Raw genomic sequence first — 23,186 nt, 5'->3', positions numbered from 1 at the left:
CACTACCCGCCGGAAGCCGGCAGACCCGGTGCCAGTGGCGGTCATTCCGGGCCGCCCTGCCAGGTCACGCGCATCGCCTCCGGCCCCCGGACGTGCGGCCGTTCCTTCCACGTGATGTCGCGGACGGTCAGCTCCGGGGTCCTGGTGAGCAACACCCGCAGTCCCTCCTGGAGTTCGATGCGCCCGAGCTGGGCGCCGGCGCAGTAATGCGCGCCATGACCGAAGGTGAGGTGTCCACCGGGTGGCCGGGTGAAGTCGATCGCGTCGGGGTCCTCGAATCGGGCCGGGTCGTGGTTGGCCGACTCGTTGGCGACGGTCAGGGCTTCGCCCGCGCGCACCAGCGTGCCGCCGACGTTGACATCCTCCCGCGCGTAGCGGACGAACAAGCCGGCACCGGCCGAGGCGTTGTTGCGCAGCAGCTCCTCGACCGCCGCCGGCAGCTCGGCCGGATTCGCACGCAGCCGGTTCCAGAGCACACGGTCGCCCCGCGTGAGAACGTGGACGCAGTTCGGAATCTGGGTGATGATCGTCTCGAACCCGGCCAGCAGCAGGGTGAAGACCAGGTCGATCAGCTCGGTGTCGGTGAGCCGGTCCTCCTCGTCCCGGGCCTGGATCATCGCCGACATCAGGTCGTCGCGGGGACGGGCCCGGCGCTCGGCGATGAACCGCTCGGTGCAGGTGCGCAGGGCACCGAACCGCCGCATCATGTCCTCGGGGCCGACGGCGCTGCCGGGGAGCAGCGCCGCGCTGGTCGACTCGAACGCCTCCCGGTCCGAGGCCGGCACGCCGAGCAGGTCGCACATGGACAGCACGCTGATCTGCTGCGCGTAGTCCACCACGATGTCCATGCCCGGCCCGGCGTTCATCGCCGACGACAGCAGATCGTCCGCCGCCGCGTGCACCGTCGGGCGCTGCGCATCCATACGGGATTTGCTGAGGGCTTGGGCCAACAGCTTGCGCAGCCGGGTGTGTTCGGGGGCATCCAGGGTCATCAGCCGGGCCACGTCCGTCGCCTCATCCTGGCGCGGGTAGTCCCGGCCGGCCGACATCGCGCGGCTGAACCGCGGATCGCCCAGCACCAGCCGGGCGTCCTCGTAGCGGGTGACCAGCCAGGTGGGTTCACCGTAGGCGAACCGCACCCGGAGCAGCCCCTTGCGCTGCCGCAGCTCCCGGAACCGCTCGTTGACCTCGATGCCGCGGCCGTCGTCGAAGGGGAAGTGTTCCAGTGCCTCTGCGGCGTCGGGAAGATCGGGAACGGTCGTCATGCGGGCTGCACCTCCGTCAGCCAGTCGTGCAGGTTCGCTGAGATCATGTCGGCGTGCTGGGACAGAATGGTGAAGTGATCGCCGGGCAGCTTGCGCACGCTGTGCGCCAGTTCGGCCGGGAACGGGTGGTCCTCCGAGCTGGTGGGCATGCCCGCGACGACCTCGCTGGCGAGCAGGTGCAGGATCGGTGCCTCCAGCGGGCCGGGCCGCCAGCCGTTGAAGATCCTGCTGTAGCCGCCCATCGCCGCGATCTGGCCGCTGGTGGTCACGGTCCGGTCGGGACGGTCGAGCGACATGCCCATGAGGTCACGTCGTCGGATCTGCTCGCGCATGAACTCGCTGCGGGTCTCGGTCTGTTCCATTTCCTCCTCCGGCAGGTAGGAGTCCAGCAGCAGCAGCGCGGTGACGGGGACGCCGGTCTGCTCCAGATGCGCGGCCAGGTCGTGCGCCAGCCAGCCGCCCGAGGAGTAGCCCGCGATGATCAACGGGGTGCCGGCCAGCTCACGGCGCAGCGGTTTCGCCAGCATCCGCATCAGGGCGGCACGGTCGGCGGGCAGCGGAGCCTCACCCGCGAATCCGGGCGACCACAGCGACCACACGTCGGACGCGGGGTCCAGCCCGGTGTGCAGGTAGGAGTAGGGCAGGTCCAGGTTGGGGAAGATCGGCGGGGTGAGGCCGACGATCGTGGGGCCACCCGCGCCCACCCCCACCCGGCGCAGTTCGGCGAGATCGCGCGGATCGTCCTGGTCGAACGTGTCGCGGGTCTCGGAGGCCGCGCGGGCCAGTCGGAGGGCGACGTTGATCCGGCCGGTGCGGATCGCCCGGATGTAGAACGAGGCCAGGCTGCCGTCGCTTTCGTCGGCGTTCTCGGGCGCCGGGTCCACCGGCCCGGTGCCGGATTCCGGGACCTTGTTCCCGGACCGGGTGGTCCCCCCGATCTCGTCGAGCGTGCCCTCCTCGGCGCGGGCGGCCAGCTTTTCCAGTAGGCGCTCGGTGAGGTCGACCACCGTGGGGTAGTTCAGCACGTCGGCGAGTTCGATCTCCACACCGGCATCGGTGGTGAGTTGATCGCGCAGATCCTCCGCGCCCAGCGAGTCCATCCCGAGATCGCGGAACGTGTCCTCGGCGTCGACCTGGTCGTCCGGTTTGTTGCCCAGCGCCCGGTTCAGGCACTCACGAATCAGCGTCTCGACGTGGCCGTTGCGCTCCTGCTCGGGCAGTGCCCACAGCAGAGCCGCGGGCGAGCGCCGATCGGGCTCGCGCGTCCCGGGGTCGTCGGAGATCAGCAGCGGCATGGTCCACTCGCGCTCGATCCAGTACCGGCTGCGCTGGAAAGCGTAGCCGGGCAACGGGATACGCCGCGCACCGGCGCCGGCCAGGACGGCACGCCAGTCCACCGCCGCGCCCATCACGTGCGCGCGGCCCAGTGCGCGCACGATCGCCTCCGAACCGGTCACCGCGCTTTCCGTCTCCTCCGGCACGGTCAGCACGGCGGGACCGTCGGACAGCGCGGCGGCGATGCCCGCGGTGTCCCCACCGAACACGAGCAGCAGTCGATGGCCGTCGGCCCGCAGCTCGCGGGCAGCCAGGCCGGATTCGGCGGCCGGCACCGTGCGGTAGTCGTCCTCGGCCGGACGGTCCCGCAGCCAGCGGCCGGTGTCCCCGCACAGCACCGGCACACCGGGCGCGGGGGGCGGGACATCCACGGCGTCGGGTTCAACGCCTGCGGGACACCCGGACGCGATCCGCAGCGCCGAGGACAGGGACAGCCACCCGACCGCCCAGGACGCGGCCAGCCGGCCGGATCCATGTCCCGCCAACGCCGCCGGGCGCACCCCGGACGCGCACCACGTTCGTGTCACGCCGGTCAGCACGGCCAGCGTGGCCGGGGCCAACACGTCCGGCCGGTCCAGTGGTGGCACGTCCGGGTCGCCGCGAAGCACGTCCGTCAGAGACCAGCCGACCAGCCCGGCCAGCGTGGCCGCACATGCGGAGAGGTGCTCGGCGAACGGCTCGGCGTCGGCGTACTGCGTGGCCAACGCGCGCACCACGGCCGGGGTGCACTCGTGTGGGTACACGAACGCGGTGGTGCCGTTCCGCACGGCGGTGCCGGAGACCGCCACTGTGGCGCTCCCGGTGTCGTTCCGGCCCGTGCTCAGCGCGGTCAGGCCCGCGGCGAGGTCGGCCGGGCGGGAGCCGAACACCACCGCGCGGTGCGGCAGGTGCGCCCGGGTGGTGGCCAGCGACCACGACAGGTCCAGCAGATCCGGGCGCGCCCGGTCGAGGTACTCGTGCAGCGCGGCCGCCTGCGCGGACAGCGCCTGTTCGGTCCTGCCCGACAGGGTCCAGGCCAGCAGGGGCGGGACGGCCCGGTCGGCGGGCTCGGCGTCCGGGTCGGGCCCTGGGTCCTCCAGGATCACGTGGGCATTGGTGCCGCCGACTCCGAACGCGGACACGCCCGCCCGCCGGGGACGCCCGTCGCGCGGCCACGGGACTGCGCTGGTGAGCAGTTCGACCCCGCCCTGCGCCCAGTCGACCCGGGGGGTCGCCGTGCCGATGTGCAGGGTCCTGGGCAGCGTGCTGTGCCGCATGGCCAGCACCATCTTCACCACGCCGGCGACTCCGGCTGCGGCCTGGGTGTGGGCGAGGTTCGACTTCACCGCGCCGACCAGCAGCGGCGGCCGGTCGCCGCGGTGGCGGCCGTACCCGGCCAACAGCGCCTGCGCCTCGATCGGGTCGCCGAGCGCGGTGCCCGTGCCGTGCGCCTCCACCGCGTCGACGTCCGCGGGCGACAGGCCGGCCGAAGCGAGCGCGTCGGCGATCACCTGTTGCTGCGCGGTTCCGTTCGGGGCGGTCAGCCCGGAGGAGGTGCCATCGGAGTTGATCGCCGATCCGCGCAGCAGCGCGAGCACCGGGTGGTGGTTGCGACGTGCGTCGGAAAGCTTCTCCAGCACCAGCATCCCGGCACCCTCGCCCCACGCGGTGCCGTCGGCGGCCGAGGAGAAGGGCTTGCACCGTCCGTCCGGCGCCAAGGCGCGTTGCCGGGCGTAGTCGATGAACAGCAGCGGGCTGGACAGGACGGTCACCCCGCCCGCGAGCGCCAGGGTGCACTCGCCCGCGCGCAGCGACTGCACGGCCAGGTGGATCCCGACCAGGGACGAGGAACAGGCGGTGTCCACCGTGAGCACGGGCCCCTGCAGGCCGAACACATAGGCCAGCCGGCCGGAGGTCACGCTGCCCGCGTTGCCGATGGAGAGCTGGCCCAGCATGTCCTCGGGCATCTCGCGGACCGCCGTGGCGTAGTCCGCGTTGGACAGTCCGAGGAACACGCCGGTGCGGCTGCCGCGCAGCCCGGCCGGATCGATACCGGCGGACTCCAGCGCCTGCCAGGTGACCTCCAGCGCGATCCGCTGCTGCGGGTCCATGCTGAGCGCCTCGCGCGGCGAAATGCCGAAGAACTCGGCATCGAAGTCGGCCGCGTCGTCGAGGAAGGCACCGTGCCGGACGTAGGAGCGGCCCGGCGTGCCCGGTTCCGGGTGGTAGATCTGGTCCTCGGTCCAGCCGCGGCCGGCCGGGAATCCGGTGATCACGTCCCGCTCCGCGGCGAGCAGTTCCCACAGCTGCTCCGGCGAGCCGACCCCACCGCCGAACCGGCAGCCCATGCCGACCACGGCCACCGGGTCGTCGACGGGGTTCTCCAGCTCCCGCACCCGCTCCCGGGTGCGCTGGAGTTCCGCGGTGACCCGCTGGAAGTACTTGACGAGCTTCGGATCCTCGCCCACAGCTTTCGATTCCTCTCCGGTCGGCCGGGCGGCCCCGGCTGCTGGTTCACGCATCGCCGAGTTCCCGGTCCACGAAGGCGTAGAGCTGGTCCACGGAGGCCGAGCTCAGCTCGTCCGCCCCGAGCCCCGGCTCGCCGTCCAGCACGCGCAGCGCCGCCCGCAGTTGTCCGCGCAGCGCGTCGCGCTGCGCGTTCTCGCCGGCCAGCGCCTCCTCGACCGCCTGCGCGAGTCCGGAGAGCCGGTCCGGGCCGCGCTCGGCAGGGCCGTCCGCCGGTTCCTCCGTGCCGGCGGCATCCGGTGCGACCTCCGTTCCGAGGTACGCCGCGAGGATGGCCGGAGTGGGGTGGTCGAACACCAATGTGGCGGGCAGGTTCAGACCCGTGGCGGTGTTGAGCCGGTTGCGCAGCTCGACCGAACTCAGTGAGTCGAATCCGAGGTCTCCGAACGGACCGTCCGCGGGTACCCCGTCCGCCGACGGGTGGCCGAGCACGGCCGCGATGTGACCGAGCACCAGGTTGAGGAGCTGCCGGTCCCGTTCGGTGGGGCTCAGCCTGCCCAGCCTGCGGGCCAGGTCCGCCGGGGACTCGGCGGGCGCGGCGGACCGCGCGGAGCGCCGGCGGCGGGCCGGGCGCACCAGATCGCGCAGCAACGGCGGAATGCCCTCCTCTCCCAGACCGGCCACGGTGACCAGATCCAGCCCGATGGGCACCAGGTGGACCCTGTCCGAGCCCGTCGCGGTGTCCCAGAGGGCCAGGCCCTGCGCGACGGTCAGTGCGCGGATCCCGGTGCGGTCCATGCGGGCCCGGTCCGCGGCGGCCAGCCCGCCGCCCATCCCGCCGGTCGTGCTGGTCCCGCTGTCCGGCGCCCACAGGCCCCAGCCCAGCGAGCGGGCCGGGAGCCCGGCGGCGGCCCGCTGGTTCATGAGCGCGTCCAGGAAGGCGTTCGCCGCGGCGTAGGCCCCCTGGCCCGCGGTGCCGAACACGCCGGCGGCGGAGGAGAAACATGTGAACCCGGCCAGATCGAGTTCCCGGGTCAACTCGTGCAGGTGCCAGGCCCCGTCGACCTTCGGCGCCAGCACGTTCTCCATTTGCCCATCGGTCAGCGACTCCACCATGCCGTCGTCCAGCACACCGGCTGCATGGATCACAGCGGTGAGCGGGTGTGCCGCGGGCACCTCGGCCAGCACCCGGGCCACGTCGTCCCGCCGGGCGACGTCGCCGCGCGCCAGCTCGGCGTGCGCGCCGAGCTCGCGGAGTTCGGCGACCAGTTCCGCGGCGCCGGGGCTTTCCGCGCCACGGCGCGAGAGGAGCAGCAGCCTGCGGGCGCCCCGGCTTGCCAGATGCCGGGCCAGCGTGCGGCCCAGCGACCCGAGTCCACCGGTGATCAGCACGGTGCCGTCGGGGTCGGGCGTGCGGGCGGCCGAGCCGCCGTCGCTCTGCGCCGGGCTGTCGTCGCGGTGCAGCCGGGGTACCAGCAGCTCGCCTGCGCGCAGCGCCACTTGGGGCTCACGGGCCGCGGTCGCGACGGCGACCGCGTCGCGCAACGCGGTGTCGGTCGGCTCGTCGACGTCGACCAGCAGGAGGCGACCGGGGTACTCGTTCTGTGCCGAGCGGGCCAGCCCGTAGGCCGCGGAGAGTGCCAGGTCGGGTTCGTCGCCCGCGCGCACGCCGAGCGCGCGCTCGGTGCAGACCACCAGCAGCGAACCGGCGAACCGCTGGTCGGTGAGCCACACGCGCAGGTGCCCGGTCAGCTCGGTGAGCGCGGCGCGGACCCGTGCGGTGACGTCGTCCCCGGCAGGGCGGGCCGGGCGGAGCACCACCACCGGCGGCACCGGGTCCCCCGCGTCCGCCAGCGTCGCGAGGTCGAGCCGACCGGTCCCAGGGTCGTGCCACGCACCGGAATCGTCCACTGCGGAGGGCCGGCGCACGGGCACCCAGTCCTGTGCAAGCAGTTCCGCGCCGTCCTCGGCCGGTCCCAGCAGGTAGGACTCATCAGCGGGCAGCGGCCGGAACACCAGGGAGTCCACCGTGGCCACGGTGGCACCGGTCTCGTCCGCCAGCGTGATCGCCACGTCACCGTTCCTGCCGGTGGCGTGCACCCGCACCATCGAGGCTCCGGCCCGGAACAGCGACAGCCCCGACCACGAGAACGGCATCGAGCCGTTGCCCTCGTCGATCCCGTCCAGCTGCGGGCCGAGACCGACCGCGTGCAGTGCCGCGTCCAGCAGCGCCGGATGCAGGCTGTAGCGCTTCGCGTCCCCCGCCGCTTCGGCGGGGAGGGCGACCTCGGCGAACATCTCCGAGCTCCCGTCGGGGTGGTCGCGTTGCCACAGGGTCCGCAGACCTCGGAACGCGCCCTCGTAGCGGAAGTGCCTGCCCTCCACCACCTCGTCATAGACGTCCGCGACCGGTATCTCCCGCACATCCCGCGGCGGCCAGTGCGCAAGAGCCGTGCCCGGCGTCGCGGTGCGGACACCCAGGTAGCCGAAGGCGTGTGACCGCCATGGGCCCGGCTCGGCCTGGCCCACGCCCTCCGGCCGGGAGTACACCCGCACCGGGCGGCGGCCGGTCTCCTCGGTGTTGCCCACCACCACCTGCACCGACACCCCGCCGTGCTCCGGCAGGACCAGCGGTGCCTCGACGGTCAGCTGTTCGAGCAGGTCGCAGCCGACGTGCTCGCCCGCGGCCAGCGCCAGTTCCACGAAGCCGGTGCCGGCCAGCAGGGGGATGCCGCGCACCCGGTGGCCCCCCAGCCAGGAGTGCGACTGCAGGGACAGCCTGCCGGTGAGCAGCACGCCGTCGCCCTCGGCCGCGGACAGCATGGCGCCCAGCAGCGGGTGGCCCACCGGGAGCAGCCCGGTGGAACGCAGGTTCAGCCCATTCCCGTCCGGCACCAGCCAGTACCTCTCGTGCTGGAACGCGTAGGCGGGCAGGTCCGCCGTCCTGGCGGGTGCGGCGGGCAGCACGGCGGGCCAGTCCACCTCCACGCCTTGCGTGTGCAGCGCGCCGAGGGCGAGCAGCACGTCCTTGGTCTCGTCACGATCGGCCCCGCGCAGGGTGGGCACCACCGCCTCGTCCGGCCCGGCATCCCGCCCGGCCAGCGCGGAAAGCACCGCGCCCGGTCCCAGTTCGAGCAGGACGCGTGCACCGGCCTCGCGTGCGGTGCGCAGCCCGTCGTGGAACCGCACCGCCTGCCGGACGTGCGCGGTCCAGTACGCCGGCGAGCGCAGCTGCTCCGCCGTGGCCAGCTCGCCGGTGAGGTTGGAGATCACCGGGATTTCCGGATCGTGCGTCGTCAACCCGGCCAGAACCGTGCCGAACTCGGCCAGCATCGGCTCCATCAGCGGCGAGTGGAACGCGTGGCTGACCCGCAGCCTCCGGGTCCGCCGTCCCCGGCCCGCCCAGTCGGCCTCCAGCTCCGTGATGTCTTCGTCCGCGCCGGAGACGACGACCGTGTCCGAGGCGTTCACCGCTGCGACGGACACCCGCCGCGCGCGCCCCGCCAGCCAGGGGGCCAGGTCCTGCTCGGTGCCCTGCACGGACAGCATCGCGCCGCCCTCGGGCAGCGCGGCCATCAGGCGGCCTCTGGCGGCCACCAGCCGGACCGCGTCCGGCAGCGACCACACCCCGGCCACGTGCGCCGCGCTGATCTCCCCGATCGAATGTCCCAGCAGCAGGTCCGGGCGCACACCCCAGGAGTGCATCAGCCGGAACAGCGCGACCTCCACCGCGAACAGGGCTGCCTGGGCGTAGTCGGTGCGGTCGAGCAGGTCCGGTTCGCCGTCGAGCACGGTCCGCAGCGGACTCTCCAGCTCCCGGTCGAACAGCTCGCACACCTCGTCGAACGCCTCGGCGAACGCCGGGAAGGAGGCGGCGAGCTGCCGCCCCATGCCGGGCCGCTGCGCGCCCTGGCCGGTGAACAGCATGCACATCCCGCCGCCGGCCGCAGCGCCCACCGCCACATCGGGGACCAGGCCGGTGTCGAGGTGGCCGCGCAGCGCGGAGGTGAGTTCGGCCCGGTCCCGGCCGGGCACTGCCAGCCGGTGGCGGAAGTGGGTGCGGCGGGTGGCCAATGCGTGCGCCAGCCCCTCGGCGGAGGGAGCATCGCCGGACTCGGCGAAAGCCAGCAGCCGGGTCGCCTGGGCGCGCAGCGCGTCCTCGGTCCGGCCCGACACCGTCCACACCAGACCGGCGGACGGCTCGCCGGGCTCCGGCGCCTCCGGCTCGACGTGCTGTTCCAGCACGACATGGGCGTTGGTGCCGCTGATCCCGAAGGAGGAGACGGCGGCGCGGCGCACTCGGCCGGTCTCCGGCCAGGGCATCGCATCGGCGAGCACGCTGACCCCGTCCACTCCCCAGTCCACCTTCGGGGTGGGGCTGTCCACGTGCAGCGTCTTCGGCGCGAGACCGTGCCGCATCGCCATGATCATCTTGATGATGCCGGCCACGCCGGCCGCGGCCTGTGTATGCCCGATGTTGGACTTCAGCGAGCCCAGCAGCAGCGGCCGGCCGGGCGGCCGGTTCCGGCCATAGGTCGCTACCAGCGCGGTGCCCTCCACCGGGTCGCCGAGCGGGGTGCCGGTGCCGTGCGCCTCGACCACGTCGACGTCCTGGGTGGACAGTCCGGCGTCGGCGAGCGCGGTACGGATCACCTCCTGCTGGGCGGTGCCGTTGGGTGCGGAGAGCCCGTTGCTGGTGCCGTCGGAGTTGACCGCCGAGCCGCGCAGCACCGCGAGCACCTGATGGCCGTGCCGCTGCGCGTCGGACAGCCGCTCCAGTACCAGGAGACCCGCCCCCTCGGCCCAGATCGAGCCGTTCGCCCCGGCCGCGAACGCCTTGATCCGGGCGTCCCGGGAGGTGACGCCCTGGCCGCAGAACTCGACGAACGTCTCCGGAGTGCTCAGCACCGTCACACCGCCCGCCAGCGCGATCGGGCACTCGCCGGCGCGCAGGGCCCGCATCGCGAGGTGGGTGGCGACCAGGGAGGACGAGCAGGCGGTGTCCACGGTGAGGGCCGGGCCGTGGAAGCCCAGGGCGTAGCTGATCCGGCCCGAGATCACACTCATGGTGTTGCCGGTGATGCCGTACTGGGAGAACTGGTCGGTGCCTTGCCAGAGCATCTCGTAGTCGTTGCTGGACGCGCCGACGAAAACCCCGGCCCGCTCGCCCACCAGCGAGTCCGGCAGGATGCCCGCGGACTCCAATGCCTCCCAGGCCAGCTCCAGCACCAACCGCTGCTGCGGGTCCATCACCAGCGCCTCGCGCGGGGAGATCCCGAAGAACGCGGGGTCGAAATCGCCCGCCCCGCTGAGGAAGCCGCCCTCGCGCACGTAGGACCGTCGCGCCTGCTGGGACTCCGGATCGGCGTCGTAGAGCTCCTCGATCGGCCAGTGCCGGTCCCCGGGAAAGGCCGAAATGGCGTCCGTGCCCGCAGCCACCAGGTCCCACAGCTGGGCAGGCGAGGCCACGTCGCCGGGCAGCCGGCACGACATGCCGACCACCGCGATCGGCTCGGCGGACCGCTCGGTTGCGTCACGCAACTGCTCCCGGGTGCGTAACAGATCGGTGGTAACCCTTTTCAGATATTGCCGGAGCGTGCTGATTTCATCGGGCATGAACGACTCCCTGCGACGGATGGCCGGTCAGAGTTGGAAGGTGATGCGTTCGGTGTCGAGGCCGCGGACGACCACGTGCCTGCGGTAGCTCAGTGAGTCCTCGTGCACGTGGAAGCCGCGCAGCCGGCGGGCCAGCTCACCGAACACGATTTCCGCCTCCAGCCGGGCCAGGCTGCTGCCGAGGCAGTAGTGCGCGCCGGCGCCGAAGGCGAGGTTCATCACGGCCGGCTTCCGGTCCACGATGAACCGACCCGCCCTCGGGTGCACCCGCTCGTCCCGGTTGCCGGACGCGAGGACGAGGGTGACCACCGAACCCTCGGGGATGTCGAGGCCGTTGATCCGGTCGGACCGCAGCGCGACACGGCCGGTCAGCATGATCGGGCAGTCGTAGCGCAGCGCCTCGCTGACCACGTCGCCGACGATCGCCGGGTCCTGCCGGAGCAGTTGGAACTGCTCCGGGTGGCGCGACATCGCGAGCAGGCCGTTGGTGATCAGGTTCGTGGTGGACTCGTGGGCCGCGGTGAAGACGGTCACCACGACGTTCGTCACCTCACGCCGGCTCAGCCCGCGCCCGTCCTCCTGCGTGGAGAGCAGGCTGGAGATGAGGTCCTCGCCGGGGTTGCGGCGGCGCTTGTGGATGAGGTCCGCGAAGTAGCCGTGCAGTTCGGTGGTGGTGCGGATGATGCGGACGAGTTCCTCGCGGTCGAACATCGCGGCGGAGTGGAAGCTGGCCACCAGCGTGGGCAGCTCCGTGGACAGCGCCATGTCGCTGGACCACTCCCGCAGCATCGGGATGTCCTCGCCCGGGATGCCCAGGAGCGTCGCGATGACCCGCAGCGAGAGCACCGCGGCCAGGTCCTGCACGCCGTCGAACTCGCCGTCGGCCAGGCAGTCGCGGAGCAGTTCGTCCACGATCTCGCGAATCCACGGTTCGAAGCGCGCGGTGATCCGTGGCGTGAATGCCTTGCTGACCAGGTTCCGCTGCCGCCCGTGTCCGGGATCGTCCATGAAGAAGATCGAGTTGAGCACCGGCTCGTCGCCGCGGTCGCCGAAGAGTTCCCGCATCCCCGGCGCGTTGAACGTGTCACTGCCCATGGTCGTGTGGCTCTTGAGCACCGCCATGCAGTTGTCGTGGTCGCTCAGCAGCAGGGAACCGTCCGACGTCCACATCGGACCTTGCTCTCGCCACCGCTCGAACAACGGGTAGGGGTTCGCGAGCACCTCCCGGTCGAGCAGGGCGTGCAGCGGGTTGTCCAGCACGGTGGCCGGTGGGCGGCTTGGCACTGACATGGGCTAACTCCTCTCCGTGGCACGGCCGACCGTGCGACCGGTGTCCGGTTCCGCGTCGTCGAGCACTCCGTCGATCAGCGTGAACATCTCGTCGTCCGTGGCGCCGCTCAGGTCGGGCACCGCGGCCCGCTCATCGGCGGTGCCGTCTTCCTGGCTGCGCAGCAGCCGCCGCAGTGTCGTAGTGATCACCTCGGGGACGGGCACGGACGGAGGCCGCCGGAGCAGGGCCGCCTCCAGCTCCCTCAGGCGGTCCAGCACGGCCCGTTCGGCCGGGTCGCCCTCGTCGACACCGAGCGCGTCGCCGAGGTACCGGGCCAGCGCGGCGGCGGTGGGATGGTCGTAGACCGCGGAGGCCGCCAGCGGCACTCCGGTGTCCGCGCCGAGCAGGTTGCGCAGCCGGACCCCGGCCAGCGAGTCCAGGCCCAGTTCCTGGAACGGCCGGTGCGCGTCCAGGTTTCCGGCCGGCCGGCCCGACACGACGGCGACCCGGGCGGTGACCAGCTCCAGCAGCACCGACGACCGCTGCTGCGGCGCGGTGGCCGCCAGCCGTTCCCGCAACGCGCTCGCGGGTTCGGGCCCGGTGTCCGCGCCCACACCTGGCAGTCCGGAGCACAGGCGCCCTGGCCGTGCGGCGGCGAACCGCGGCCAGTCCACGGCACCGACCACGTACTGCGCCGCACCGCCGGACAGTGCCCGCTCCAGCGCGTCCAGCGCCCGGCCGGCGGGCATCGGCGTGGCGCCGCTGTCCGACCGCGAGCCGACGGGCCAGGACGTGGTCATCCCGGTGTCCAGCCAGGGGCCCCAGGCCAGGCTCGTCGCGGGCAGGCCGTCGGCCTGTCGATGGGCTGCCAGCGCTTCCACGACGGCGTTGGCCGCGGCGTAGTTGCCCTGTCCCGGCGAGCCTGCGGTGCCGGCCAGCGAGGAGCACAGCACGAAGAAGCGCAGCGGATGGCCGGCGGTCAGCTCGTGCAGGAACCGCGCGCCGTCCGCCTTCGCCGCGAACACCCGCGCCAGCCGGGCCTCGGACAGCGCCTCCAGCACCCCGTCGTCGAGCACCCCGGCGGCGTGCACCACACCGGTGAGCGACCGCCCGGCGAGCAGCCCGGCCAGCGCCTCGCGGTCCGCCACATCGCAGCCGGCGATTTCGACCTCGGTGCCCAGCGCGGTGAGTTCGGCGCGCAGTTCCGTCGCGCCAGGGGTGTCCGCGCCCCGGCGGCCGACCAGCAGCAGGCGGTCCGCGCCCCGGGCCGCCAGCCGGCGGGCGACGTGCGCGCCGATGCCGCCCAGCCCCCCGGTGATCAGCACGGTGCCGATGGGCTCCGTCGTGGCGGGTTCGGTGCGGGGCACCGGGACCAGTCGCCTGGCGTACAGCCGCCCGTCCCGGATCGCGATCTCGTCTCCGGCGGCCAGCGCGGCGGGCAGCGCGGCCAGGTCCCCCGCGGCCGGTCGCAGCGGCAGGTCCACCAAGCCGCCGTGCAGCCGGGGCGCTTCCATGCCCGCGACCCGGGCCAACCCGCACACGGCGGCCTGCTCCGGATTCGCCACGGTGTCCGCGGGGTCGGCCCGTACGGCGCCGCTGGTGATCGACCACAGGGGCGTATCCGCGCCTCTGGACAGCAGCGCCCGCAGCAGCGCCAGGGTGGCGGCCAGGCCGGTCGGCACCCGCGGCGTGTCCGAGCCCTCGGCCATCGCCAGGAGGGACACGATGCCGCCGCCCGGCAGGTCGGGCAGCAGCCGGTCCCAGTGCTCGCTGTCCACGGCGTCGCCGCGCACGGTGCGGGTCCCTTCGCCCAGCACGCCCGCCACGTCCTTGGTGAGCCGGTCCCAGTCCGCGCCCGGCGGAGCCACCACCAGCCACGGCCCCGGCGCGTCGGCGACCGGGCCGGGGACGGGCAGCAGCGGCCACTCGACACCGTGCAGCAGAGGGTCGGCGGGGGCCCCGTCGTCGTCGGGCAGCCAGAACCGCTGCCGGGTGAACGCGTAGCCGGGCAGTGGCACCGCCCGCCCGCCCGCGCACCAGGCCGCCCAGTCCACGTCGACCCCCCGGGTGTGCGCGGTCGCCAACGCCGTCAGCAGGCCGTGCACCTCGTCGGCGTCCTGCCGTAGCACCGGCAGGAAACCGTCCCCGCCCAGCGCCTCCTGGCCGAGCGTGCTGAGCGTCGCGCCCGGTCCCAGCTCCAGGTAGGTGCTGGTGCCCGCCGCGTCCAGAGCGCGCAGGCAGTCGTGGAAGCGCACCGGTTCCCGCATATGCCGGACCCAGTACTCCGGGTCGCAAAGCTCTTCGGTGACCCGTGCGCCGGTCACCGAGGACACGACCGGAATCGCCGGTGTCCGGAAGTCCACTCCGGCCAGCACCTCCCGGAAGGGGTCCAGAACCGGGTCCATGTGGTGGGAGTGAAACGCGTGCCGCACCGCCAGGCGGTGCACGTGGGCCACCCGCTGCGAGATCTCCCGCACCGCGTCCGCGTCCCCGGCGAGCACCACCGAGGCGGGCCCGTTCACCGCGGCCAGCGCCACCCGGTCCTCGCGGCCGCGCAGCAGTTCCGGCACGTCGGCTTCCGGTATCTGGACCGCCACCATCGCGCCCTCGCCACCGAGTTCGCGCATCAGCCGCCCGCGCGCGGCCACCAGGGTGCAGGCGTCGGCCAGCGAGAACACGCCCGCGGCGTGCGCTGCGGCGAGTTCGCCGACCGAGTGCCCGGCCACCGCGTCCGGCCGCACCCCCATCGTGGTGAGCAGCCGGAACACCGCCACCTGAACCGCGAACACCGCGGCCTGCGCATGGTCGGTGCGTTCACCGGGTCCGTCCCGGAGGATCTCGGCGAGCGGCCGGTCCAGCAGCGGGTCCAGCTCGGCGGCGATCTCCTGGAGGGCCGCCGCGAACACCGGTACCCGGTCTCGGAGCGACGTGGCCATGTCCGCGTACTGCACGCCCTGGCCGGGGAACAGGAACGCGGTCGCGCCGTCGGCCGCCACTCCGGTACTGCCGGTCCCGGCTCGCAGCGCGGCGGTCAGCTCGCCGGTGCTCGTGCCGAGCACGACTGTGCGGGCACGCAGCCGGGCCCGCGTGGTGGCCAGCGAGTAGGCCACGTCCAGCGCGGACGGCGAGCCGTTCCCGTCCTCGTCGGTCAGTCGGCGGAGCAGGGCCTCGGCCTGCGCGGGCAGCGCCTCCGGGGTGGCTGCGGAGAGCACCCACGGGATCAGCGGCGGAGCCGCGGCGGTCGCCGGCTCCGGTTCGGGCTCGGGCTCGGGTTCCTCCAGGATCACGTGCGCGTTGGTGCCGCTGAGGCTGAACGAGGACACCGCCGCCCGGCGCGGTCGGCCCACGCGCGGCCAGTCCATCGGCTCGTCGAGCAACTGCACCGCGCCGTCGTCCCAGTTCACGTGCGGGCTCGGGGCATTCAAGTGCAGGGTCCGGGGCAACCGGCCGTGCCGCATGGCCAGCGCCATCTTGAGCACACCCGCCAAGCCCGCCGCGGCCTGGGTGTGCCCGAGGTTGGACTTCGCGGACCCGACCAGCACGGGCCGCGCCCGGTCCTGCCCGTAGGTCGCCAGCAGCGCGGTGGCCTCGATCGGGTCGCCGAGTGGGGTTCCGGTGCCGTGCGCCTCCACCGCGTCCACCTCGCCGGGCGCCAGGCCCGCGACGGCCAGCGCGTCCCGGATCACCCGCTGCTGGGCCGATCCGTTCGGCGCGGTCAGCCCGTTGGACGCGCCGTCGGAGTTGAGTGCCGAGCCGCGCAGCACGGCGAGCACCCGGTGGCCCCGTTCGCGCGCGGTGGAAAGCCGCTCCATCACCAGCAGGCCGGCGCCCTCGCTCCACGCGGTGCCCTCCGCGGCCGCGTCGAACGGTTTGCACCGGCCATCCGGGGCGAGCACCCCCACCTGGGAGAACTCCACGAACAGCGTCGGCGTGGTAAGCACCGTGATGCCACCCGCCAGCGCGACCGTGCACTCACCGGCCCGCAGCGCCTGCGCAGCCTGGTGCATCGCCACCAGCGCGGAGGAACACGCCGTGTCCACCGTGATCGCCGGGCCGTGGAAACCGAACGTGTAGGCCAGCCGCCCCGACGCGACGCTGCCCGCGTTGCCGATCGAGACGTCGCCGGTGAGGTCCTCGGGCGTCCGGTGCGCGTGGCGCGCATAGTCGTTGCCCATCAGCCCGAGGTAGACACCGGTGCGGGTGCCCCGCAACGCGCTCGGGTCGATCCCGGCGTCCTCCAGCGCGTGCCAGGCCAGTTCCAGCAGGATGCGCTGCTGTGGGTCCATCGAGACCGCCTCGGCCGGGGCGACGCCGAAGAAGCCGTTGTCGAACTCGGCGATCCCGTCCAGGAAGCCGCCATGCCGCACGTAGCTGCGCCCGCCACGGCCCGGCTCCGGGTGGTAGACCTCGTCCAGGTTCCAGCCGCGATCCGCCGGGAACTCGGTGATCGCGTCCCGCCCGGCGGCCAGCAACTCCCACAGCTCGTCCATGGTGGACACCCCGCCGGGAAAGCGGCAGCTCGCGCCGACCAGCACCACCGGGTCGTCCATGTCGTGCGGGCCGGGCCCGGCGACCGGTGTCCGGCCGCCGGGTACCGCGCTGGGGAGCTGCCCGGACAGGTACCCGGCCAGGGCCGTGGGGGTGGGGTGGTCGAACACCGCGGTCGCAGGGAGCCGCACCCCGGTCGCGGCGGTGAGCCGGTTGCGCAGCTCCACCCCGGACAGCGAGTCGAAGCCGATATCGCGGAACGCCCGCGCCGGGTCCACCCGGCGCTCCACGCCGAGCACGGAGCCCACCGTGGCCAGCACGAGATCGAGCACCGACCGCTCGCCACCGGAGACGAACACGGGCGCCGCGGCCACGGAGGCCGGCCGGGCCGCGCTCCGCCGGACGCCGAGCAGCCCGGCCCACACCGGGGCCCGCTCCGGGCCTGCCGCACGCACGTTGGCCAGGTCGAAACGGGCGGGCACGGTGCACGCCAGGTCGGTGCCCAGCGCCGCGTCGAACAGTGCTAGCCCGTGCTCGCGGGACATCGGCACGAGCCCGCTTCGCCGCAGCCGGGCCCGGTCGGTGTCGCCCAGCCGCCCGGTCATGCCGGTGTCCTGCGCCCAAAGTCCCCACGCCATCGACGAAGCGGGCAGTCCCCGCGAGCGGCGGTGCTGCGCCAGCCCGTCCAGCCACGCGTTGGCGGCCGCGTAATTCGCCTGCCCCGGCGTGCCGAGGACACCGGCTACGGAGGAGAACAGCACGAACGCGGCCAGGTCGAGGTGTTCGGTCAGTTCGTGCAGGTTGCGCGCACCCTCGACTTTCGGTCGCAGCACCGCGTTCAGCCGTTCGGCGGTGAGGGAGCGCACCGTGCCGTCGTCCAGCACCCCGGCGGCGTGGATCACCGCGGTCAGCGGGTGGTGCGCGGGGATCGCCGCCAGCAGCTCGGCGAGGGCGGCCCGGTCGGCGACGTCGCACGCCACGACCGTGATCTCGGCGGTGCCGGTCAGGTCTTCAAGACCGGACTCGAGCGCCGCCGCGCCGCCGCGCCGCCCCGCCAACACCAGGTGCCGCACCCCGTGTTCGGTGACCAGGTGCCGGGCCAGCTCCCGGCCGAGTACGCCGGTCCCGCCGGTGATCAACACCGTGCCTCCGGCGAGGGCGGGCCGGTCCCCCGTCCGCGTTACCCGAGCCAGCCGCGGCGCGAACGCCTGCCCGCCGCGGATGGCGATCTCCGGCTCACCGGTGCCCAACGCCAGCTCCAGGGCGGAGTCGGCGTCCTCGGGGTCGCCAGGGCGGTCCAGGTCGACCAGCACGAACCGGCCGGGATGCTCGGTGCGTGCCGTGCGGACCAAGCCCCAGGCCGCCGCGGCGTCGGGGTCCTGGTCGTCCTCCGGGGCGATCGCGACCGCACCACGGGTCCGCACGATCAGGGGCCCGTCCGCCGCCCCCTCGTCATCGGTGCCCAAAAACTCGCGGACCCGCGCCAGTGCTTCCTCAGGCCCGGCCACGTCCACGACCGGCGCATCCACGATCGCCGGGGCGGGCCGCCGCGCAACCGGCACCCAGTCCAGCCGGTGCAGCGCCCGGTCCACGCCCGCCGTCCCCGACCGCACAGGCCCCACGGGCCGGAGCGCGAGCGCGCTGATCGTGGCCACCGCTTCCCCCGCCGCGTCGGCGAGCGCCACGGCGAACGAGTCGTTGCCCTGCGGAGTCAGCCGCACCCGCAATGCTGTGGCCCCGACCGCATGGAGTGCGACCCCGCTCCAGGAGAACGGCAACCTCACCGGCGCGTCCCCCGCATCCAGCAGCAGCGGGTGCAATGCGGCGTCGAGCAGGGCCGGGTGCAGGCCGAACCGTCCGGGATCGACGGGCAGTTCGACCTCGGCCCAGCGCTCCGCTCCGAGCCGCCAGGCCCGCCGCAACCCCTGGAAGGCCGGCCCGTACTCGTAACCCCGCTCGTCGAGCTGTGCGTACGCGCCGTCGAGGTCGATCTCCTCGGCGCCGGCCGGCGGCCACTCCGTCAGGGTCGCGCCGCCGGACTCCGCGGCCCGGAGCGTCCCCGTCGCGTACCGGGTCCACGGCGCGTCCGGCGCGGACCGGGCGTACATCGCGAGCGCGCCCGGATCCGTCTCGCCGATCGCGATCTGCAACTCGGTCTCGCCCCGCTCGGGCAGCACCAGCGGGCTCTCCAGCACCAGCTCGTCCAGCATCGGCAGCCCCGCCCGCTCACCCGCGTGCAGCGCCAGTTCGACGAACGCGGCCCCGGGCAGCAGCACGGTGCCGCGCACCTCGTGCTCGGCCAGCCAGGGGTGCCGGGTGAGGGAGAGTCGACAGGTGGCGACCAGGCCACCGCCGGCGAGCTGGACCACCGAGTCCAGCATCGGATGCCCCGCGGCGGGCCCGGAGGCGGCGGTGGGCAGCATCCAGTACCGCTGCCGGCGGAACGGGTAGGTCGGCAGCTCCACACTCCGGGCGTCGTCGAACAGCCCGTTCCAGTGCACGTCCACGCCGTGCACGGCTGCCTCGGCCACGGCCAGCAGGAAGCGGTCGGCATCACCGTCGTCCCGTTTCAGGGTCTCCAGCACCACGCCGCCCCCGTCGTGGTCCTCCTGGTGGTCACTGAGGATCTGCCGCACGCCGCCGGCGAGCACCGGATGCGGGCTCGACTCCAGGAACGTGGTGTGTCCGGCGGCGACCAGCCCGCGCACCGTCGCCTCGAACTCGACCGTGGCGCGCAGGTTGCGGTACCAGTAGTCCGCGTCCAGCCCGGTGGTGTCCACCGGGCCGCCGGTCACGGTCGAGTGGAAGGGAACCTCGGCCGCCATCGGAGTCACCGGCGCCAGCAGTTCGCGCAGCTCCGCACGCAGCAGTTCGACCTGCGCCGAATGCGAGGCGTAGTCCACCGGCAACAGGCGCGCCCGTATGTCCTCGGCGACCAGTGCGGCGGCGAACTCTTCGACCGCCTGGACGGCACCGGAGACCACCGTCGAGCGCGGCCCGTTGACCGCGGCCACCGAGAGATCCTCGCCCCAGCGGGCCATCGACTCTTCGACCGCCGCTCTCGGCAGCCCCACCGACAGCATCCGGCCCGTACCGGAGAGCGCCCGCAATGCCCGGCTGCGCAGCGTGACGATCCGCGCCCCGTCGTCCAGGGACAGCGCGCCGGCCACGGTCGCGGCCGCGATCTCGCCCTGGGAGTGGCCCACCACCGCGGCCGGCCGCACCCCGTGTGCCCGCCAGAGTCCGGCCAGCGACACCATGACCGCCCACAGCGCGGGCTGCACCACGTCCACCCGGAGCAGCGCGTCCGCGTCGGTGAGCACGTCGCCCAGGTTCCAGTCCACGTACGGCGCCATCGCGTCCTGACAGGCCGCCATGTGCCCGGCGAAGACCGGGCTGGACTCCAGCAGTCCCGTGGCCATCCCGGTCCACTGCGTGCCCTGGCCGGGGAACAACAGCACCGGGCTGGTGTCCCGGCAGGGTGACCCGACGACCGTGCCCGGTGCCGAACCGCCCTCGGCGAGCGCGTCCAGTCCGTGCACCAACGATTCCCGGTCCCGGCCGAGGACGGCGGCCCGGTGCTCGAACCCGGCCCGGCCGGTCGCCAGCGTGAATCCGGCGTCCAGCAGGCCGACCCGGTCCGGGCGGAGCCGCTCGGCCAGCCGGCCGGCCTGCTCCCGCAGCGCCTCCGCCGTCCGTGCGGACAGCAGCAGCGGCACCGCGGACGCCGGTCGCGGTGCCGCGGCGGGCGCGGGTTCCGGCGCCTGTTCCAGGATCACATGGGCATTGGTGCCGCTGATGCCGAACGAGGACACCCCGGCCCGGCGCGGGAGTCCGGTCTCCGGCCACGGCGTGTCCTCCGCGAGCGGAGTGACCCTGCCGGACTCCCAGTCCACGTGCGGGCTAGGCTCGGTCAGGTGCAGGATGCGCGGCAGCACGCCGACGCGCATGGCGTGCACCATCTTCAGGATGCCCGCCACCCCGGCAGCGGCCTGCGTGTGCCCGATGTTCGACTTGACCGACCCCACCAGCAGCGAGCGCGCCCGCTGCGGGCCGTGCACCGCCAGCAGCGCCCGTGCCTCGATCGGGTCGCCGAGCCTGGTGCCCGTGCCATGCGCCTCCACCGCGTCGACGTCCGCCTCGGACAGTCCGGCGTCGGCCAGCGCCGCCCGCAGCACCCGTTCCTGAGCCGGCCCGCTGGGTGCGGAGAGCCCGTTGGAGGCCCCGTCCGAGTTGACCGCGGTGCCGCGCACCAGCGCGTGCACGGTGTGCCCATGGCGCAGGGCGTCGGAGAGCCGTTCCAGCACCAGCATTCCGACGCCCTCGGACCAGGCCGTACCGTCCGCCGTCACGGAGAACGGCTTGCACCGGCCGTCCGGGGCGAGGCCCCGCAGCCGCGAGAACTCCACGAACATCTCCGGGGTCGCCATCACCGTCACCCCGCCGGACAGGGCCAGGTCGCACTCGCCGAGACGCAGCGACTGCACCGCGAGATGAGTGGTCACCAGCGACGAGGAGCAGCCGGTGTCCACCGTGACCGCGGGTCCGGTGAGGCCGAGCACGTAGGCCACTCGGCCGGACACCACGCTGGAGGTGTTCCCGGTGATCAGGTACCCCTCCAGCCCGTCCGGGACGGTATGCACCCGGGGCGCGTAGTCGTGCATCATCGAGCCGGCGAACACGGCCGTGCGGCTGCCCCGCAGCGAGGTGGGATCGATGGCCGCGTTCTCCAGGGCCTCCCACGCCGTCGTGAGCAGAAGGCGCTGCTGCGGATCGGTGGTCAACGCCTCGCGGGCGGACAGCCCGAAGAACTCGGCGTCGAAATGGCCGGCGTCGTAGAGGAAGCCGCCGTGCCGGACGTAGGAGGTACCGGGCCGGTCCGGGTCGGGATCGTAGAGAGCCGCCAGGTCCCAGCCCCGGTCGTCCGGTAACTCGCCGATCGCGTCGATCCCGTCCCTGGCCACCTGCCAGAGCCCTTCCGGGGCGACTATTCCGCCCGGGTAGCGGCACGCCATTCCCACAATCGCAATCGGTTCGCCCGGCATCCGGTGCCCTCCCAGAGCAGTTTGGACTTTGTCGGCCACCATGGGCGCAAGATCATTCACCGAACTCGCGACCGTCCAACCAAGCGCCGATAAATCGAGGTGCATCAACATGATCAGCGCTCAGGCTCATTCCACACAACACCTCCGACCGACCAAAATCTGGGGATTTCACTAGAAACTTCGGCCTGTTGTCCAGGATTTCCACCACTGCCGTGACGCGTGGCAGATCACGCCGAGTTCCGCTAACCGCCAAATGCGAGACAACCGTTCCGTCGCACCGGCCATCCCCAGGCGAGCACTCCCTTTGACCGTCGCCGGGCCGGCCACGGAGAACAGCCAAAACCGCAAGCCACGAGTTCGACCAGTGACGCCGCTCGATTACCGGGCAGCGGGACGACTCGCTCTACCCGGAACTCAAGGCACGAAACGAACTGCCTCTCCCGCAACTCGGTAAACGCATGGCGGACGGCCGACGCTTTTTGTCTCCGTCACCAAGCGACCGGGAGTGCCGATACCGAGAACGCGGAGCCGTTGACGAAGCGCAGTTCGTCGCGTGGCGTGGCCAGGCGGAGAGTGGGGATGCGCCGGAACAGAGTGTCGAGGACGATGCGCAGCTCCAGCCGGGCCGGATTCCTGCCGAGGCACTGGTGCGGTCCCGAGCCAAAAGCCAGGTGCCTGCGGTTGTCCCTGGTGACATCGAACGTGTCCGGGTCGGCGAAGGCCGCGGGGTCGCGGTTGGCGGCGACGGACAGGGCGGCGACGCCCTCACCCCCCCCCGTATCAGGGTGCCGCCGGTCTCGACGTCCGCCGTGGCGCGGCGAATCAGGGACAGCTCGGTGGCGGATAAGAAGCCTTCGACCGCTGCCCCGATCTTCACATCGTCCCCGGCCACTGGGGCGAGATGCTGTTGTTCTGGATGGACCGGCCAACCCACCGCCGGACGCGGAGGCCACGGCCTCATCCGCTCACTTGTGGAACCGTGTGGTCTCGCCAAGTGGCGCGCGGGGCACGGGCGGCATGGCCGCCACGGCTCCCGGCGCGGGGTAGCCAAAGGAGATACCGAACAGCAGTTTGCCGCTTGACGGGCCGAGGACGGAGCGTACTGCGTCGGCGTAGAGCCCGAGCACGCCCTGAGGGCAACTGGCGACGCCGTGGGCCGTCATGGCGAGCATGAGGGTCTGGGCGTAGATACCGAGGTCGGCCGCCATACGCTCGTCCGCGTCCGCGGGAACCGAGAGCAACGCGACATGTGGCGCGCCGTAGAAGCGCAACCCGGCGAGGAATGCCCGGCGCCGCCCGGCACGGTCGTCGCGGGCGACCCCCAGTGCCCCGTAGATGATCGCTCCGGCCTCGGAACTGCGTTCCGCGGCGGCACCCGTGTACCGGCGCACCGGGAAGTCGGGGGTCTGTTTCCCCTCTTCGGCGGCCTGGACCAATGCCTCTCCGAGCCGTTCACGGGCTCCGGCGCTGACGACGTCGACCGACCAGGGCTGGGTGTTGCCGTTCGACGGGGCGGCGGTGGCCAGGTCGAAAATCGCGGTGAGCACCGTGTCCGGTACGGGGTCGGGCCGGTAGGCACGGACCGCGCGCCGGCCACGGATGAGCCGCTCGGCCACCAGCGACGGCTCCAGAGACGTCACGCCCTCTCCTTTCCGCGGGTGCCCGCGGATGCCCGCGGGTGCGTTCCCCAGGTCGTGCTCGACAGCGGTCCGGGACGGGGCG

7 protein-coding genes are annotated in these 23,186 nt (G+C 73.2%); all 7 read right to left on the bottom strand.

Features of this window, described 5'->3' with window-relative positions; genetic code table 11:
* Positions 1 to 41: 41 nt before the first annotated feature.
* Complete coding sequence (locus ACWD4B_RS11745; RefSeq protein WP_451420592.1) at positions 42 to 1,265, bottom strand: cytochrome P450; 1,224 nt, start codon at positions 1,263 to 1,265, stop codon at positions 42 to 44.
* On the bottom strand, positions 1,262 to 5,101 hold the full coding sequence (locus ACWD4B_RS11740; RefSeq protein WP_451420591.1) for a type I polyketide synthase: 3,840 nt from the start codon (positions 5,099 to 5,101) through the stop codon (positions 1,262 to 1,264). The genes ACWD4B_RS11745 and ACWD4B_RS11740 overlap by 4 nt, the downstream gene beginning before the upstream one ends.
* On the bottom strand, positions 5,094 to 10,661 hold the full coding sequence (locus tag ACWD4B_RS11735) for an SDR family NAD(P)-dependent oxidoreductase (RefSeq protein WP_451420590.1): 5,568 nt from the start codon (positions 10,659 to 10,661) through the stop codon (positions 5,094 to 5,096). Before ACWD4B_RS11735 ends, ACWD4B_RS11740 begins: the two co-directional genes overlap by 8 nt.
* 27 nt (positions 10,662 to 10,688) lie before the next feature.
* The gene (locus tag ACWD4B_RS11730) at positions 10,689 to 11,951 is read right to left on the bottom strand and encodes a cytochrome P450 (RefSeq protein ID WP_451420589.1); all 1,263 of its coding nucleotides are present in this window, start codon (positions 11,949 to 11,951) and stop codon (positions 10,689 to 10,691) included.
* Positions 11,952 to 11,954: 3 nt separating this feature from the next.
* Positions 11,955 to 21,503, bottom strand: a complete 9,549-nt coding sequence (locus ACWD4B_RS11725; RefSeq protein WP_451420620.1) for an SDR family NAD(P)-dependent oxidoreductase — start codon at positions 21,501 to 21,503, stop codon at positions 11,955 to 11,957.
* 449 nt (positions 21,504 to 21,952) lie between these two features.
* Positions 21,953 to 22,417: a cytochrome P450 gene (locus tag ACWD4B_RS11720; RefSeq protein ID WP_451420588.1), complete on the bottom strand. Its 465-nt coding sequence runs from the start codon at positions 22,415 to 22,417 to the stop codon at positions 21,953 to 21,955.
* A gap of 12 nt (positions 22,418 to 22,429) precedes the next feature.
* Positions 22,430 to 23,104: a nitroreductase gene (locus ACWD4B_RS11715; protein WP_451420587.1), complete on the bottom strand. Its 675-nt coding sequence runs from the start codon at positions 23,102 to 23,104 to the stop codon at positions 22,430 to 22,432.
* Positions 23,105 to 23,186 lie beyond the last annotated feature (82 nt).

It is taken from the genome of Streptomyces sp. NPDC002536 (assembly GCF_053594995.1).
Note: the sequence above shows the minus strand (reverse complement) of the source record. Positions and strands in the feature narration are given on the sequence as shown.

What these genes read in the sequence shown, in the direction of transcription:
- ACWD4B_RS11745 (WP_451420592.1), bottom strand. Translation starts at nt 1,265, where the DNA reads ATGACGACCGTTCCCGATCTTCCCGACGCCGCAGAGGCACTGGAACAC.
- ACWD4B_RS11740 (WP_451420591.1), bottom strand. Translation starts at nt 5,101, where the DNA reads ATGCGTGAACCAGCAGCCGGGGCCGCCCGGCCGACCGGAGAGGAATCG.
- ACWD4B_RS11735 (WP_451420590.1), bottom strand. Translation starts at nt 10,661, where the DNA reads ATGCCCGATGAAATCAGCACGCTCCGGCAATATCTGAAAAGGGTTACC.
- ACWD4B_RS11730 (WP_451420589.1), bottom strand. Translation starts at nt 11,951, where the DNA reads ATGTCAGTGCCAAGCCGCCCACCGGCCACCGTGCTGGACAACCCGCTG.